The sequence below is a fragment of the Achromobacter sp. B7 genome, from assembly GCF_003600685.1.
Lineage (GTDB): Bacteria > Pseudomonadota > Gammaproteobacteria > Burkholderiales > Burkholderiaceae_B > Achromobacter > Achromobacter spanius_B.
In genome coordinates, this window is record NZ_CP032084.1 from 3,290,449 (window position 1) to 3,307,466 (window position 17,018).

The window sequence follows — 17,018 nt, forward strand, 5'->3', positions numbered from 1 at the left end:
CGCGCATGAGCCTGTCACGCCCCTTCATCCTGCGTCCGGTGGCGACGTCTTTCCTGATGATCGCCCTGCTGCTGTCGGGCATCCTGGCCTGGCGCATGCTGCCCGTGGCCGCATTGCCGCAGGTCGATTACCCCATCATCCAGGTCACCACGCCGTACCCGGGCGCCAGCCCCAACGTGACGGCGCGCGCCGTGACCGCGCCGCTGGAACGCCGCTTTGGGCAGATACCGGGCTTAAAGCAGATGTCGTCCACCAGCGGCAGCGGCATTTCGGTCATCACGTTGCAGTTTTCGCTGGACGTGTCGCTGGGCGTGGCCGAACAAGAGGTGCAAGCGGCCATCAGCGCCAGCGGCTCGCTGCTGCCCGGTGACCTGCCCACGCCACCCGTTTACCGCAAGGTCAACCCCGCCGACGTGCCCATCCTGACGCTGGCGGTGACCTCGGATTCCCTGCCCTTGCCCACCGTATATGACCTGGTCGACACACGCATGACGCAGCGGCTGTCGCAGCTATCGGGCGTGGGCATGGTCAGCCTGGCCGGCGGCCAGCGCCCGGCCGTGCGCGTGCAGGTCAACCCGATGGCGCTAGCGGCGCGCGGGCTGCAACTGTCCGACGTGCAGGAAGCCATCGCCAAGGCAAATTCCAATCAACCCAAGGGCAGCTTCGACGGGCCGGTGCGCTCCGTCATCATGGACGCGAACGACCAGCTGCAAAGCGCCGCCGAATACCGCGAACTGATCGTGGCCTGGAAGAACGGCGCGCCGGTGCGGCTGGGCCAGGTCGCCACCATTGAAGACGGCGCCGAAGACCGCTACCTGGCCGCCTGGGTCGACAAGCAGCCGGCCGTGCTGGTCAATATCCAACGCCAGCCGGGCGCCAACGTCATCGCCGTGGCCGACCAGGTCAAGGCGCTGCTGCCGCAACTGACGGCCAGCCTGCCCGCCGCCGCGCACGTGCGCATCCTGACCGACCGTACCGAAAGCATCCGCGCGTCGGTGCGCGGCGTGCAATGGGAACTGGTGTTTGCCGTGGGGCTGGTGGTGCTGGTCACGTTCCTGTTCCTCTCCAACCTGCCCGCCACGCTGATCCCCAGCCTGGCCGTGCCGCTATCGCTGATCGGCACTTTCGGCTTCATGCACCTGGCGGGCTTTTCCACCAACAACCTGACGCTGATGGCGCTGACTATCGGCGCGGGCTTCGTGGTGGATGACGCCATCGTCATGCTGGAGAACATTGCACGGTATCGCGAACAGGGGCACAGCCCGATGTCGGCCGCGCTGAAAGGCGCCGGGCAGATCGGCTTCACGCTGGTGTCGCTGACGCTGTCGTTGATTGCCGTGCTGATCCCGCTGCTGTTCATGGAAGACGTGGTGGGCCGGCTGTTCCGTGAATTCGCCGTCACCTTGGCGGTGGCCATCCTGATATCGCTGGCCGTATCGCTGACGCTGACGCCCATGATGTGCGCGCGCCTGCTGCCCGCGCACGGGCAATCGCGCCCCGGCGTGCTGGACCGCATCCAGGCGCGCTACGCGGGATGGCTGGACATCACGCTGCGCCACCAGCGCCTGACGTTGATGGTGATGCTTGGTACCGTGGTCTTGACTGGCCTGCTGTACCTGGCGGTACCTAAAGGATTTTTCCCGGTGCAGGACGGCGGCGTGCTGCAAGGCGTGACGCAGTCCACGCAAAGCACCTCGTTTGACGCCATGTCGCGCAGGCAGCAAGCCGTGGCCCAGGCGCTGCTGGCGGATCCCGATGTGCAAAGCCTGTCGTCCTTCATCGGCATCGACAGCATGAACGCGACGTTGAACACCGGGCGGCTGCTGATCAACCTGAAGCCCTGGGCCGAACGCAGCGCGCCGCTAGCCGATGTCATGGCGCGCCTGGACGCGCGCGCCCGCGACGTCCACGGCATCTCGCTGTTTTTGCAGCCGGTGCAGGAATTGAATATCGAAGACCGCGTCAGCCGGGGCCAGTACCAATTCAGCCTGACGTCCCCCGATAGCGCGCTGCTGGCGCAATGGAGCCAGGCGCTGACGCAGCGGCTGGCGCAGTCGCCCGCGCTGGCCGAGGTGTCGTCCGACCTGCAAGGCAATGGCCGCCAGGCGTACCTGGAAGTGTCGCGCGATACGGCCGCGCGCCTGGGCGTCACGATGGACGACGTGGTGCAGGCGCTGTACAACGCGTTTGGCCAGCGCCAGGTGGCCACGCTGTTCACGCAGTCGAACCAGTACCGCGTGGTGCTGGAAGTGGACCGCAGCCTGGCGCTGGGGCCCGAGGCGCTGGAACGCATCCACCTGCAAACCGAGGACGGGCAGGCGATTCCGCTGTCGGCGCTGGCCACGGTCAGCGAACGCGCGGTGCCGCTGGCGATCAACCATCTGTCGCAATTTCCGGCCGTGAACCTATCGTTCAACCTGCCGCCGGGCGGGTCGTTGGGCGACGCCATTGCCGCCATTGAATCGGCCAAGACCGACATCGCCCTGCCGCCCAGCGTGGAACTGCGGCTGCAAGGCGCGGCCTCGGCATTCCAGGCGTCCTTGTCCAATACGCTGTGGCTGATGCTGGCGGCGGTGGTCACGATGTACCTGGTGCTGGGCATGCTGTATGAAAGCGCCATTCACCCCGTCACCATCCTGTCGACCCTGCCGTCGGCCACCGTGGGCGCGTTGCTGGCGCTGTTGATTACCGGCCGGCCGCTGGACCTGATTGCCGTCATCGGCATCATCCTGCTGATCGGGCTGGTCAAGAAGAACGGCATCATGATGGTGGACTTTGCGCTGGACGCCGAGCGCACGCGCGGGTTGGCGCCGCGGGATGCCATCCGCGAAGCCGCGCTGCTGCGCTTGCGGCCGATCTTGATGACGACGCTGGCCGCGCTGTTCGGCGCGCTGCCGCTAATGCTGGCCACCGGCTCGGGCGCCGAACTGCGCCAGCCGCTGGGCTGGGTCATGGTGGGCGGCCTCTTGGTCAGCCAGGTGCTGACGCTGTTCACCACGCCGGCGGTCTATCTGTTCTTTCACCGGCTGGGGCAGCGGCGCCCGGTCGGTGTGAGGCCCGACGGGCGCAACGCATGATCCGCGCGTTGCTGCACCGCCCGGTCGCCTGCCTGTTCCTGGCGCTGGCGTTGACGCTGCTGGGCGCGGTGGCGTGGCGGCTGTTGCCCGTTGCACCCTTGCCCCAGGTGGACTTCCCCACCATCGAGGTGCGCGCCGAATTGCCCGGCGCCAGCCCGGAAAGCATGGCCAGCAAGGTGGCCGCGCCGCTGGAGCGCGCGCTGGGCAGCATCGCGGGCGTCAGCGCCATGAGTTCGTCCAGCAACCAGGGCGCCACGCGCGTGCAGTTGCAATTCGAGCTGGACCGCGACATCAACGAAGCGGCCCGCGACGTGCAGGCCGCGCTGAATGCCGCGCGCGGCGAATTGCCCGCGGGCATGCCGCAAAGCCCCAGCTACCGCAAGGTCAACCCGTCGCAGGCGCCCATCATGGCGCTGGCCTTGAGTTCCGCCACGCGCCCGGCCGGCCAGCTGTATGACCTGGGATCGACGGTGCTGGCGCAAAAGCTGTCGCAGATCAATGGCGTGGGCGAAGTCACCCTGGGCGGCAGTTCGCTGCCCGCCGTGCGCGTGCAGGTCAACCCCAACGCGCTGGCCCATTACGGCGTGGCGCTGGACGACGTGCGCAACGCCATCGCGAATGCCGCGCCCCTGCGGCCGCTGGGCCAGCTGGACGCGGCCGGCCAGCGCTGGGAAGTCGGCACGCTGGACCAGCCGCGCGGCGCGGATGAATACGGCCGCCTGATCGTGCGCCACGACGACGGCGCGGTGATCCGGCTGGCGCAGGTGGCGCGCGTCAGCGATTCCGTCGAAAACCGCTACAGCAGCGGCTTTCACAACACGAATCCGGCTGTCGTGCTGACCATCAGCCGCCAGACCGGCGCGAACATCATCGAGACCATCGACGCCATCAACGCCGCCCTGCCCGGCCTGCGCGCGCTGATGCCGGCCGACGTGGACCTGACGGTGGCGCTGGACCGCTCGCCCGGCATCAACGCCACCTTGCGCGAGGCCCACATCACGCTGGGCCTGGCGACCGCGCTGGTCATCCTGGTGGTTTGGCTGTTCCTGGGCAACGCGCGCGCGGCCGCGATTCCCAGCGTGGCGATACCCGTGTGCCTGATCGCCACGTTCGCCGTCATGCACGCGTGGGGCTTTTCGCTGAACAACCTGTCGTTGATGGCGCTGATCGTCGCGGCCGGCCTGGTGGTGGATGACGCCATCGTCGTGCTGGAAAACATCTCGCGCCACCTTGAACGCGGCCTGTCGCCCCGCAAGGCGGCATTGCGCGGCGTACGCGAAGTGGGCTTCACGCTGGTTGCCATGACGGTGGCGTTAAGCGTGGTGTTCGTGTCGATCCTCTTCATGGGCGGGCTGGTCGAACGGCTGTTCCGGGAATTCTCGATCACGCTGGTGGCGGCCACGGTGATTTCGCTGGTGGTCTCCGTGGCGATCATCCCGGCCTTGTGCGCGCGTTGGCTGCGCGCGGATCAACCTTCGGCCCAATCGCCGCAATCGCCCCAATCGCCTCAATCGCGCCCGTCGCGCCTGCAATCGGCCTTCGCCCGCGCGCACGATGCCTACGGCCGGTCCCTTGCGCGCGTGCTGGGGCATGCGCGCTTGACCCTGTTGCTGCTGGCCGCCGTGGTGGGCTTGAACGTGTATCTGTACGTCGAAGCGCCCAAGGGCTTTCTGCCCGTGCAAGACACCGGCCAACTGGTGGGATTCGTGCGCGGCGACGACGGGTTTTCGTTCCAGGTCATGCAACCCAAGATCGACCAATACCGCCAGCTGGTGCTCAAGCATCCGGCCGTGCAGGACGTCATCGGCTACAACGGCGGCAGCCTGGGCATCAGCAATTCGCTATTCCTGATCCGCCTGAAACCCGCCGCCGAACGCGGCGAGTCCTCTACCGAAGTCATCAACTGGCTGCGCACCCACGCACCGCCCGTGCCCGGCGGCATGTTCTTCCTGAACGTCGACCAGGACCTGCGCATGCCCGGCGGCTTCGGCAATTCCGGCGACCACGAATTGGCCATCATGGCCAGCGACGTGCCCGCGCTGCGCGACTGGGCGCGCAAGATATCCAAAGCCATGCAAGACATCCCCGAACTGCGCGACGTGGACGCCCAAGGCGACGGCGCCACGCAGCAGGTCGTCATCAACATCGACCGCGCGGCCGCGCAACGGCTGGGCGTGGACATGGACACGATCAGCAGTGTGCTCAGCAATTCGTTCAGCCAACGCCAGGTCGCCACCCTGTACGACGCCATGAACCAATACCGCGTGGTACTGGAGCTGGACCCGCGCTACACCGAAGACCCCGACGTGCTGGAGCAAGTGCAGGTGGTGGCGGCCGACGGCACGCGCGTCCCCCTGACCGCCTTCGCCACCTACGAGAACGGGCTGGTCAACGACCGCGTCTACCACGACGGCCTGTTCGCGGCCGTCGGCGTCGGCTTTTCGCTGACGCCCGGCGTATCGCTGGAACAAGGCCTGGCCGCCATCGACGCCGCCATGGCCAAGCTGATGGTGCCGTCCACCATCCAGACGCGCCTGGGCGGCGACGCGCGCAACTTCCAGCAAAGCCTGCAAGACCAGCCCTGGCTGATCCTGGCCGTGCTGGTCGCCATCTACCTGGTGCTGGGCATCCTGTACGAAAGCCCCCTGCACCCGCTGACCATCCTGTCCACCCTGCCGTCCGCCGGCGTGGGCGCGCTGCTGGCGCTGCGCATCGCCAACATCGAATTCACCCTGATCGCATTGCTGGGGCTGTTCCTGCTGGTCGGCATCGTCATGAAGAACGCCATCCTGATGATCGACTTCGCCCTCAGCCTGGAACGCCGCGAAGGCCTGACTCCCCGCGCAGCCATCCACCGCGCCGCCATGCTGCGCCTGCGCCCTATCGTAATGACCAACCTGGCCGGCCTGCTGGGCGCCCTGCCCCTGGTGCTGGGCATGGGCGACGGCGCCGAACTGCGCCGCCCCCTGGGCATCGCCATCGTCGGCGGCTTGATGATCAGCCAGTTCCTGACGCTGTATACGACGCCTATTGTGTATCTGGCATTGGAACGGCTGCGGGTGAAGCTGGGGGGTGCGGGGCGAGCTACTCCGGCCACCGGGGCGCGGCGGTCAGGCGGTCGGACATGAACGCCAGGAATTCGCGGGCTAGCTGCGGTAGCGTTCTGCCTTGCAGGGTCAGCACCTGGATGCTGCGTTGGCGCATTTCGGGGTTGGTGAATGGCACGGCGACCAGGCCGCCTTCGCCCAGTTGGCCCATCAGCGTCAGGTAGCCGGACAAGGCGACGATCTGGCTGCCGGGCAGCATCGGCAGGAAGGCCGCGGAATGGTTCGAGACGTAGGCGGGTTCGATGTGCAGGCCCGCGTTGGCGCAGGCGGCGTCGAACAGTTGGCGCACGGTGGTGCCGTGGTCGCCCAGGGATAGCGGATAGTGGACCAGGTCGCGCATGCCGATGCTGCGGCGGCCGGCCAGCGGGTGCTGGCGGCACATTACGGCGTAGACGGGTGCACGGGTCAGCAGCTCGGTTTTCAGGCGGTCGTCTTGGGCCGTGGTGTAGCGCAGCGCCATCTGGGCCAAGCCTTCAAGGATGTGGCGGCTGACCTCTTCGGGGCGTTCCACGTACAGATGAAAGCGCGCCTCGGGCCGCTCGCGGTTGAACTGCGCCATGCACATGGGCAGAAAATGATGGGCGAAGCCTTCGGTGCAGGCCAGGCGGATCGTGACATCGCCCACATGACCGCGCTGGCGAATTTCGGACGTGACGCGTTCTGCTTCCAGCGCCGCCGCATTGGCGTACGCGGCCAGTTGCCGGCCGGCCTCACTCAGTTCCATGCCGCGCGCCTGGCGCTCGAACAGCGCAACGCCCAAGGCGTCTTCCAGCTTGGCAATCTGACGGCTGACCGCCGAGGCGGCCACGTGCTGCGACGCCGCCGCGCCGGCGATCGAGCCGCTGCGCGCGACCTCAAGAAAATACCGCAGTCCCAACGAGATCATCCCGCCTCCGTGTCACACATGCCAAAAAGGCAATGCAAAGATGCTAATTATCTGATTGTGGCATGTAGCGATGCGTAATAACTTTGTGCCTCCCTCGTCCCGAGTGCCGCCGTGAACCGCGAACAAGCCGTCCTGCAAGCCGTTGAAGCCTTTGACAATGGCACCCTTGAAGCCGCCCTGGCGCGTCGCGTCGCGTATGCCACGGAAAGCGAAGTGCCCGAGCAGGCGCCGATGCAGCACGCCTATCTGAACCAGGACCTGATCCCGGTCCTGAGCCGGATGGGCTTTTCCTGTGATGTGCATCCCAACCCCGACGGCGTGGACCTGCCTATCCTGGTGGCGCGGCGCATTGAAGCGCCCGGCTTGCCCACCGTGCTGATGTACGGCCATGGCGACGTGGTGCGCGGCAATGCGGCCAAGTGGGAAGCGGGCCGCGACCCCTGGCAGCTGCAAGTGGACGGCGACCGCTGGTATGGCCGGGGCACGGCCGACAACAAAGGCCAGCACAGCATCAACCTGGAAGCGCTGCGGCAGGTGATTGCCGCGCGCGGCGGCAAGCTGGGGTTCAACGCCACCTGGCTGATCGAGACCGGCGAAGAAGCCGGTTCACCTGGCCTGGCCGCGTTCTGCGACGCGCAGCGCGACACGTTGGCGGCGGACGTGTTCATCGCCAGCGACGGCCCGCGTCTGCATGCAGCGCGCCCCACGCTGTTCATGGGCTCGCGCGGGGCGGTCAATTTTGAATTGAAGCTGCGCGCGCGTGAACGTGGCTACCACTCCGGCAATTGGGGCGGCCTGCTGGCCAACCCCGCCATCGTGCTGATGCACGCCATCGGCACCCTGGTGGACGCGCGTGGCCGCATAACGGTGCCGGCGCTGCGCCCCCCCGCCATCCCCGACGCCGTGCGCGAGGCGCTGGCGGATCTTGAGGTAGGCGGCGGCGAGGACGACCCCGACATCAACGCATGGTGGGGCGAGCCAGGGCTGACGGCGCCTGAAAAAGTATTCGGCTGGAACAGCCTGGACGTGCTGACCTTTGGCGCGGGCGATCCGGCCAAACCCGTGAACGCGATTCCGCCCGAGGCCGTGGCCTGGTGCCAGTTGCGCTTCGTGGTGGGCACCGATTGGCGCGCGCTGGAAACGCATGTGCGCGAGCACCTGCGCCAAGGCGGTTTTGAAGACGTGCAAGTCCGCGTCGGCATGCAAGGCGGCGCCACGCGCTTGTCGCCCGATAACGCCTGGGTGCGCTGGGCGGCGGCATCGCTGGAACGCACGACCGGCAAGCGCCCCGCACTGCTGCCGAACCTGGGCGGCTCGCTGCCAAACGAAATTTTTGCCGACCTGCTGGGCCTGCCCACCTTGTGGGTGCCGCATTCGTACCCCGCCTGCGCGCAGCATGCGCCCAATGAGCATCTGCTGGGCAGCGTGGCGCGCGAAGGGCTGGCCATCATGGCCGGCCTGTTCTGGGACCTGGGCGAAGCCGTTCCCGCCTGACCGACCGTTTCACTACCGAGAGCGTTGCCATGACTGCTAGATTCTGTGCCGCCGTGATGGCGTTCAACCTTGCCGTCGCCGCTTATGCGGGCGACGCCCATGCCGCCTACCCGGAGCAGCCGATCAAGATCGTTGTGCCCTTCACGCCGGGCGGCGCGACCGATACGGTGGCGCGGCTGCTGGCCAACAAGCTGTCGGGCCGCCTGGGCCAGTCGGTCATCGTCGAGAACCGCCCCGGCGCGTCCACGGTGATCGGGGCGGACGTCGTGGCGCGCGCCCAGCCCGATGGCTACACGTTGCTGCTGTCGGGCAGCACCACGTACACCGTCTTGCCCGCGTTGAATCCGTCTCTGCCCTACGACCCCGTGCGCAGCTTCGAACATGTGGCCATCGTCGCCCTGGCGCCCGTGGTGCTGCTGGCGCAGAACGGCCTGGCGGCCACCACCGTGCAGGAAGCGGCGGCGCTGGCCAAGCAACAAAGCAGCAAGGGCGGGCTGATGTACGGCACGTTCGGGCCGGGCTCGGCGCCGCATCTGGCGGGCGAAATGTTTGCCGAGGCCGCCGGCGCGAAGATGGTGCCGGTGCCGTACAAAGGCAGCGCGCAGCTGATCACCGCGATGATCGGCGGCGAGGTGTCGCTGGGCGTGGACACGGTGTCATCCGCCGCGCCGCAAGTGCGCGCGGGCAAGGTGCGGGCACTGGCCGTCACGGGCGAACACCGCGTGCCGCAGATGCCGGACGTGCCGACTTTCGAGGAAGCCGGGATTCCCCAGGTGTCGTTTGTGGGCTGGTACGCCCTGGCCGCGCCGGCCCATACGCCCGCGCCGGTGATCGACACGTTGAACCGCGCGGTCGCGCAGATCATGCAGGACCCGCAGGTGAAAAAGGCGGTGTCGGACCTGGCGTTGGAACCTGTGTTCTTGCCGGGCCAGGCGTTCAAGGACCGGATTCAAAAAGAAGTGCAGACGTTCAGCGCCGTGGCCGAGCGCGCCGAGATCAAGCTGGAATAGACGACAAGGCAGGCACGGGCGCAAGGCGCCAAGGCGGCTAGGCGGCTAGGCAGCTAGGCAGCTAGGCAGCAGCATCAGAGCCGCACCGCACCGCCACGCCACCGCCACGGGCTGACACCATCAGCCACGACCGCAAAAAAAACGCCTGGTCATGCACGCCGCGAAGCGTGCACCACCAGGCGCCGGTGCAGGCCGCAAGCGCGGCCTGCAAAACCGTCGGCGTCAGACCATCGGCGGCATCGTTTCCCGTTCGGGGTGCCGATGCTTGGCCAGGGCCTTGATGAACGCCGTTGCGCTTTTCGCGGGTGCGCCGCCGCCCATCAACAACCCTTCGTCGGCTTCGTCTGGCGCGATGCCCGCCGAGCCGATCAGTTGCCCGCCCCGGCCCAGCCCCATCAACGTCTTGCCATGCCGGAAGGCGTCGCGCAGGAATTCCAGCGCGCGGCCGTCCGTCTGCAAGCGCGCCACGGCGGCGTCGCCCCCGGGCACCACCGCGCCGTCAAACAGCGTCGACGGGTGGTTGTCCAGCGACGCGTCGGCATCCAGCATGCCGCCGCCTTCGGTCTGCACGGGGCCGATGCGCTGGCCTACCAAGCGCACCACCACGCCGGCCTGGATCAACGCGTCGGCCACGGCCGACACGGCGCCTTCATCCACGCCCTCGGCCACCAGAATCGCTACCTTGCGCGTGGCCACATTGCCGTCACCCGGCCTTGCGGCCAGCGACAGTGCGGGCGACACCTCGATCTCCGGCTTGGGCGGCTGCGCAATGGCACGGGGCAGCGGGTCGGGCAAGACCATGCCCAGCAGATCCGCCACGCCCTGAGCCAATTCGTCGGACACGTTGCGCAACGAGGCCACCATGCGCTGGCGAATGGCGGGCACCGTCACCTTGCTCAGTTCAAACGAGAACGCGTGCACGATGTGGCGCTTTTCCCATTCGGTCTGGCTGTTGTAGAACAGCGTGGCCTGGTTGTAGTGCTCGGCAAACTTTTCGGGATGGCCGCGCAATTCGTCGCCCGCGATGGGCTCGGGAAACGGCACATAGCCTTCCATGCCGGCCTGAAACGGGCATCCGCCCGCCAGCGAGTTCGGCTCGTACGCGACGCGACCACGATGAATCGCCTGGCGGTGCATGCCGTCGCGCTGGTTGTTGTGCACCGGCGCCACGGGCGCATTGATGGGGATTTCGTGGAAGTTCGGACCGCCCAGCCGCGAGATCTGCGTGTCCACGTAGGAATGGATGCGGCCGGCCAGCAGCGGATCGTTGGTGAAGTCCACGCCCGGCACCACGTGCGCCGTGCAGAACGCCACCTGCTCGGTCTCGGCAAAGAAGTTGTCCGGGTTACGGTCCAGCACCATGCGGCCGATCGGCACGATAGGGACCAATTCTTCCGGCACGATCTTGGTGGCGTCCAACACATCGAAGCTGAAGCTGTCGGCTTCTTCTTCCGTGAAGATCTGCACGCCCAGTTCCCACTCGGGGCCCTTGCCCGCGTCGATGGCTTCCCACAGGTCGCGGCGGTGAAAGTCCGGGTCGGCGCCGGACACTTTGACCGCCTCGTCCCACACCTGCGAATGCGTACCCAGGATCGGCGTCCAGTGAAATTTCACCAGGCGCGATTCGCCACGCGCGTTCACAAAGCGGAACGTGTGCACGCCAAAGCCCTGCATCATCCGGTAGCTGCGCGGGATGGCGCGGTCGGACATCAGCCACATCAGCATGTGGGTGGATTCCGGCATCAGCGACACAAAGTCCCAGAACGTATCGTGGGCCGACGCGGCCTGCGGCATGCCGTGATGCGGCTCGGGCTTGACCGCGTGCACCAGATCCGGGAACTTCATCGCGTCCTGGATGAAGAACACCGGCATGTTGTTGCCCACCAGGTCCCAGTTGCCTTCGTCGGTATAGAACTTGACGGCAAAGCCGCGCACGTCGCGCGCCGTGTCCTTGGAACCGCGTTCGCCGGCCACCGTGGAAAAGCGCACGAACACCGGCGTGCGCTTGCCCTTTTCGGCGAACAGCGACGCGGCGGTCAAGTCGGTCAACGGCCGATAGCATTCGAAGTAACCGTGCGCCGCCGAACCGCGCGCGTGCACGATGCGTTCGGGGATGCGCTCGTGGTCGAAGTGCGTGATCTTTTCGCGCAGGATGAAGTCTTTCAGCAAGGCGGGGCCGCGCAGGCCGGCCTTCAGCGAATGCTGGTTGTCGGCGATTGGCACGCCCTGATTCGTCGTCAGCACCTGCCCGCTGCCGTCGGCGCGCACACGGCCCAAGCGGCCATCCACCGCGTTCACGCCGGGTTCGGCGGCATCGCCCGTCTTGGCGTTGGCTTCCGATTCCGACAGGGAACTGGCGCCCACGGACGGGTCCGGCGGTGTCGTGTGCGCGCCGGCGTAGGGGCAGCGCGCGCCATCCTCGCCGTACTCGGCGGCCTTGTTGGCGTTGTGCGGCAGGGACGCAACCGTGGCGCCCACGGCCGCGGCCCGCTTGAGCGCCGGGTGCACCGGTTTGCCCGCGGGGCCGGCGGCCGGGCCGCTGTCGGTATTCATATAGGCGGTGTCGACGGCGCCGGCCGCGCCCTTGCTTACGGGTTTCTTGCTTGCCATCAAGGCTCTCCTAGTGTTTGAGCATTTCGCCGCGAGCCTGCTCGGCGCGCGAGGCGCCAATGGCGGATTTCACTTGTTTGACCTCTTCAGGCGGCGGCAGCACGGCGGGCAGGCCCAACGATTCCACCCACAGTTCGCGCGACCAGCCCTGCGTGTGATACAGGTGATGCTCTTCGTCCAGCGCCACCGCGTCGTAGGCCTGCTTCAAGATGGCGGCTTCCTTGCCGGAATGCTGGTCGGCCAGCAGCCCGATCAGCGACCAGTTGGAATGGTCCTTGGTTTCGGCCAGCACCACGCATTCGGTCGCCACCAGCTGCGCGGCGTCGGGGTCACCCGCGTTGATGGCCATCTTCATGGCCTTGACCAGCGATTCCCCCAGGTGGCGCACCACCTCGCGGCCCGGCGTCTGCTGCGCCGGGTCAAGTCCCAGTTGTTCAAACACGGTCAAAAGCACACGTTGGTGCGTCCGCGTTTCTTCCAGGTATTCCTTCCACTCTTTTTTCAGGTCTTCATTCACGGCACAGGACACGGCGGTTTCATACACCGTCAAGCCGCCGATCTCGGTTTCCAGGGCCTGGTAAAGCAATTCGTTGATTTGTTTGGCGTTTGCCGCTTTGCGTTTCATCAGGGGCTCCTTGTGTCCATGGGGATTCATGCCGGCCCCGGCCCGCGAGCGCGCACCTGCCAGCATGAAACGGTCCTTCAGCAAGCGCCGTGCCCATCCGACGCCATAACGCGCCACAACAGCGTCCCCGATTCGCTTAGAATTGGAACCATTCTCAATACAAGATCCTTGCCGGCCGGCTCGCGGCGGCAATCAACGATAAGAGGCTCCCTCTGAAATCCGGTTTTCGCCTGTCAATGGCCTGGCTGCACACCTGGGTCGGCCTATGGTTTTCATGGCTGCTGTACACGGTGTTCCTGACCGGTTCGCTAGCCCTTTTCGCCGAACCCATCAGCCACTGGATGACGCCCGAGCACCACGCCGCCGAAGCGGCGTCGGCGGCCCAAGCCAGCGCGCCGGTGGACCGCGCGCGCCGGCTGGATCTGGCGGTGGACTACATGGCCAAGCATCACGCGGGCGCGGGCATGTGGGAGTTCTGGCCCGTTAACCGGGGCCATGACAACGGCTTGTCCGTCTACTGGTTCGACAAGAACGGCCTGTACGCCGAGGCCGAGCTGGACCCCGAGACGGGCGCCGAGCTTGCCGACCACCACGACGACGAAGGCCGCGCCACGCTGGGCGGCACGCACTTCGTGAACTTCCACTACATGCTGCATGAAAGCCGCTTCGGCGTGTGGGTGGTGGCCTTTGCGACGATGGCGATGCTGGTGGCGCTGGTGTCGGGCGTGGTCACGCACAAGCGCATCTTCAAGGACTTTTTCACCTTCCGCGCCAAGAAGGGCCAGCGCTCGTGGCTGGACGCACACAACGCGGTGGCGGTATTGACGCTGCCCTTTCAATTCATGATTGCCTACACCGGCATCGTGATATCCAGCGCGCAACTGATGCCCGCGCCGGTCGCCGCCCATTACGGCGCCGGCATGGATGCCATGCGCCTGTATCTGGCCGAAATGCAGGGCGAGGAAAAACCGGTGCGCACGGGCCAGGCCATGTCCATGCCGCCGCTGGAACCGATGGTGGCGCGCGCCGAAGCCATGATCGGCCAAAGCGCACGCGCCGTCGTCATCCAGAACCCCGAAGACACCTCGATGCGCATCGCCGTGTACGGCTGGAACGAAGCCGGCGACGCGCAGCGCAACATCAGCGCCACCACGGGCATGGTTGAATTCCAGGGCGCGACCGGGCAGGTGCTGCGCATGCGCCCGGCGGGCGGCGTCAACGGCGGCGCGCCCGCCATGGTGCGCCAGGTGATGAACGACCTGCACATGGCGCCGTTCGGCGGGTGGGGCATGAAGTGGCTGTACTTCGTGTGCGGGCTGGCCGGTGCCGCAATGATGGGCACGGGCGCCGTGCTGTTCATGGTGAAACGGCGCGCCAAGGCAGGCAATGAATTCGGCGCCGCCACGGCGCGCGTGTACCGGTTGTTTGAAGGCATGAACGTGGCCGCGTTGGCCGGGCTGGCGGTGGCGTGCATCGGCTTCTTCTGGGCCAATCGGCTATTGCCCGTTGCACTGGAAAACCGCGCGCTGTGGGAACTGCGCTGCTTTTTCGGCTTGTGGGCGTTGATGTTGGCGCACGCGTGGCTGACTCGCCCGCGCGCCGCGTGGATCGCGCAGCTTGGCTTGCTGTCCGCCTTGTGCCTGTTGCTGCCGATGGTGTCGCTTGCCACGCTGGGCGACCACCCCGTGGCGCAGATCGGCCGTGGCGATTGGGAAAGCGCGGGCGTTGAACTGACCGCCGTCGCCATTGGCGTACTATCCGCGTGGGCGGCGATCCGGTTGTGGAAAAAGCCGCAATCCGCGCCTGCCCAGCGCACCCCTCGCGCGAATCACAAGGCCGCGGCATGAACACGAACGACCTATTTGGCATTGCGATGGCATTGCTGTTGACCTATTCCGGCATGGCGTGCCTGAGCCTGGCCATGCCGCGCCACTATGACCAGGTGTGGGGACGCGACCCCTCGGCCGGCCACACCCGCGTGCTGCGCGGCGCCGGCGCGCTGTTGCTGGCGCTGGCGCTTCTGCCCTGCGTGGGTCTGTGGGGCAACACGGTCGGCGTGGTGGCGTGGCTGGGTTGGTTGTCCGCCGGCGCGTTGCTATGGGTGGGCATGCTGTCTTGGGCGCCCCGCCCCGCCGCCCGCACCGCCGCCCTGGCGATGGCCATTTCCCTGGCGGGCATCGGCATCGGCTTCTAAGGCCAGGCGCCCGCCGGGTGATATTGCGATTTGTCCGTTGTCGCTTAGACATTTGACCCGTATCAATCCCGCCTGACATCGCGCCGCCTTGCAGCGCAAAAAACCGCTTGCTCCACCATATGTGGTGATAGAGTTTTGACACCCTACTACATATGGTGTCAGCGATGCTTCTTCAGCCCCCTCTCCCCCGCGACGTTCCGCCCGTGGCTTTCGACCGCGCCAAGCTGGTGGACGTGGAAAGCGCCATGGAGGAATACCTGGAACGGCGCGACTGGCGCGTCAACGCCAACGCCAACCAGGGGTACAGCCTGGGCGGTCTGATCTTGAACGTGGCCGGCAAGGTCACGGCCAACTACTGGCTGTCGCACGTCTTCACGCCCGAGGCCGGACAGGCGCATCGCGACGGCGACATCCACATCCACGACCTGGACATGCTTAGCGGCTATTGCGCCGGCTGGTCGTTGCGCCAGTTGCTGACCGAAGGCTTCAACGGCGTACCCGGCAAGGTGGAATCCACGCCGCCCAAGCATATGTCGGCGGCCATCGGCCAGATCGTCAACTTTCTGGGCACGCTGCAAAACGAATGGGCGGGCGCGCAGGCGTTCAGTTCGTTCGACACCTACATGGCGCCCTTCATCCGCCGCGACGCGATGACCTACGCCGACGTCAAGCAGGCCATGCAGGAACTGATTTTCAACCTGAACGTGCCCAGCCGCTGGGGCACACAAACGCCCTTCACCAACCTGACCTTCGACTGGACTTGCCCGGCCGACCTGCAACAGCAAGTGCCCTACGTGGGCGGCGAGGAAATGCCGTTTTCCTACGGCGACCTGCAACACGAAATGGACATGATCAACCGCGCCTACATCGAAGTGATGATGGCCGGCGACGCCAAGGGGCGCGTGTTCACCTTCCCGATTCCCACCTACAACATCACCCCGGATTTCGACTGGGACCATCCCAACACCGACCGCCTGTTCGAGATGACGGCGCGCTACGGCCTGCCCTACTTCCAGAACTTCCTGAACTCCGACCTGGAACCGCATATGGTCCGGTCCATGTGCTGCCGCCTGCAACTGGATTTGCGCGAATTGCTCAAGCGCGGCAACGGCTTGTTTGGGTCCGCCGAGCAGACCGGTTCAGTCGGCGTGGTGACGGTCAATTGCGCGCGGCTGGGCTACACCAGCCAGGGCGATGAAGCCCGCTTGATGCAGCGCCTGGACACCCTGCTGGACCTGGGCCGCGACGTGCTGGAAACCAAGCGCGCCGTGGTGCAACGCTATATCGACGAAGGCCTGTATCCGTATACGCGCCGCTACCTGGGCACGCTGCGCAACCACTTCAGCACCTTGGGCGTGAACGGCATCAACGAGATGATCCGCAACTTCACCAACGACGCGGACGACGTCACCACACCGGCCGGCCACGCGCTGGCCGTGCGATTGCTGGATCGCGTGCGCGCCCGCATGACCGAATTCCAGGAACAGACGGGGCACCTGTACAACCTGGAGGCCACGCCCGCGGAAGGCACCACTTACCGATTCGCGCGCGAAGACCGCAAGCGCTTTGCAGGCATCTTGCAGGCAGGCACCGATGCGCAGCCGTACTACACCAACTCCAGCCAGCTGCCCGTGGGCCATACCGACGACCCGTTTCATGCGCTGCAATTGCAAGAAACGCTGCAAGGCAAATACACCGGCGGCACCGTGCTGCATCTGTACATGAACGAGGCCGTCTCGTCGGCGCAGGCATGCAAGCAGCTGGTGCGCCGCGCGCTGTCGAATTTCCGGCTGCCGTACATCACCGTCACGCCCACGTTTTCCATCTGCCCCAACCACGGTTATCTGGCCGGGCACCACGAGTTTTGCCCCAAGTGCGACGCCGAACTGCTGGCCAGACAGGCCGCGTGCTGCGCGGCGGCTTGATGCTTGGTGCCTGATGCGCGATGTGTGATGCGCGATCCGTGATGCGTGATGCGTGATCGCCAGCTTTGATTGTCAACCTTTCCCCGATGC

9 protein-coding genes and 1 pseudogene are annotated in these 17,018 nt (G+C 66.4%); 7 read left to right on the forward strand and 3 right to left on the reverse strand.

The window, feature by feature from the left end; translation table 11 throughout:
• Nucleotides 1-5: 5 nt before the first annotated feature.
• Together DVB37_RS14720 and DVB37_RS14725 are read left to right on the forward strand one after the other, a co-directional pair.
• Nucleotides 6-3,077 (forward strand): multidrug efflux RND transporter permease subunit, encoded by a 3,072-nt coding sequence (locus DVB37_RS14720; RefSeq protein ID WP_120155918.1) that lies wholly within the window; start codon nucleotides 6-8, stop codon nucleotides 3,075-3,077.
• On the forward strand, nucleotides 3,074-6,205 hold the full coding sequence (locus DVB37_RS14725; protein WP_120155920.1) for an efflux RND transporter permease subunit: 3,132 nt from the start codon (nucleotides 3,074-3,076) through the stop codon (nucleotides 6,203-6,205). Before DVB37_RS14720 ends, DVB37_RS14725 begins: the two co-directional genes overlap by 4 nt.
• Here DVB37_RS14725 and DVB37_RS14730 read toward each other — a convergent pair.
• The gene (locus tag DVB37_RS14730) at nucleotides 6,162-7,070 is read right to left on the reverse strand and encodes a LysR family transcriptional regulator (protein ID WP_046807363.1); all 909 of its coding nucleotides are present in this window, start codon (nucleotides 7,068-7,070) and stop codon (nucleotides 6,162-6,164) included. The two genes, DVB37_RS14725 and DVB37_RS14730, sit on opposite strands and share 44 nt — an antisense overlap.
• A gap of 111 nt (nucleotides 7,071-7,181) precedes the next feature.
• On the opposite strand from DVB37_RS14730, the gene DVB37_RS14735 reads away from it, so the two are divergent.
• Together DVB37_RS14735 and DVB37_RS14740 are read left to right on the forward strand one after the other, a co-directional pair.
• Nucleotides 7,182-8,564 (forward strand): M20 family metallopeptidase, encoded by a 1,383-nt coding sequence (locus DVB37_RS14735; RefSeq protein ID WP_120155922.1) that lies wholly within the window; start codon nucleotides 7,182-7,184, stop codon nucleotides 8,562-8,564.
• A 29-nt stretch (nucleotides 8,565-8,593) separates the two neighbouring features.
• Entirely contained in the window at nucleotides 8,594-9,574 is a 981-nt protein-coding gene (locus DVB37_RS14740) for a tripartite tricarboxylate transporter substrate binding protein (RefSeq protein ID WP_120155924.1), read from the forward strand.
• A 222-nt stretch (nucleotides 9,575-9,796) separates the two neighbouring features.
• On the opposite strand, the gene DVB37_RS14745 is transcribed toward DVB37_RS14740, so the two are convergent.
• Both DVB37_RS14745 and DVB37_RS14750 read right to left on the reverse strand, forming a co-directional pair.
• Entirely contained in the window at nucleotides 9,797-12,184 is a 2,388-nt protein-coding gene (locus DVB37_RS14745; protein ID WP_120155926.1) for a catalase, read from the reverse strand.
• Between the two features lie 10 nt (nucleotides 12,185-12,194).
• A complete protein-coding gene (locus DVB37_RS14750) occupies nucleotides 12,195-12,809 on the reverse strand; it encodes a hypothetical protein (RefSeq protein ID WP_046807359.1) in 615 nt (204 codons plus the stop codon).
• Between the two features lie 236 nt (nucleotides 12,810-13,045).
• On the opposite strand from DVB37_RS14750, the gene DVB37_RS14755 reads away from it, so the two are divergent.
• The 3 genes and pseudogenes from DVB37_RS14755 to DVB37_RS14765 all read left to right on the forward strand — a co-directional run.
• On the forward strand, nucleotides 13,046-14,656 hold the full coding sequence (locus tag DVB37_RS14755) for a PepSY domain-containing protein (RefSeq protein ID WP_120155928.1): 1,611 nt from the start codon (nucleotides 13,046-13,048) through the stop codon (nucleotides 14,654-14,656).
• Nucleotides 14,653-15,003 (forward strand): DUF3325 domain-containing protein, encoded by a 351-nt coding sequence (locus DVB37_RS14760; protein WP_046807357.1) that lies wholly within the window; start codon nucleotides 14,653-14,655, stop codon nucleotides 15,001-15,003. The genes DVB37_RS14755 and DVB37_RS14760 overlap by 4 nt, the downstream gene beginning before the upstream one ends.
• Before the next feature lie 215 nt (nucleotides 15,004-15,218).
• Nucleotides 15,219-16,928, forward strand: a pseudogene (locus DVB37_RS14765) (ribonucleoside triphosphate reductase); the annotation flags it as partial.
• Nucleotides 16,929-17,018 lie beyond the last annotated feature (90 nt).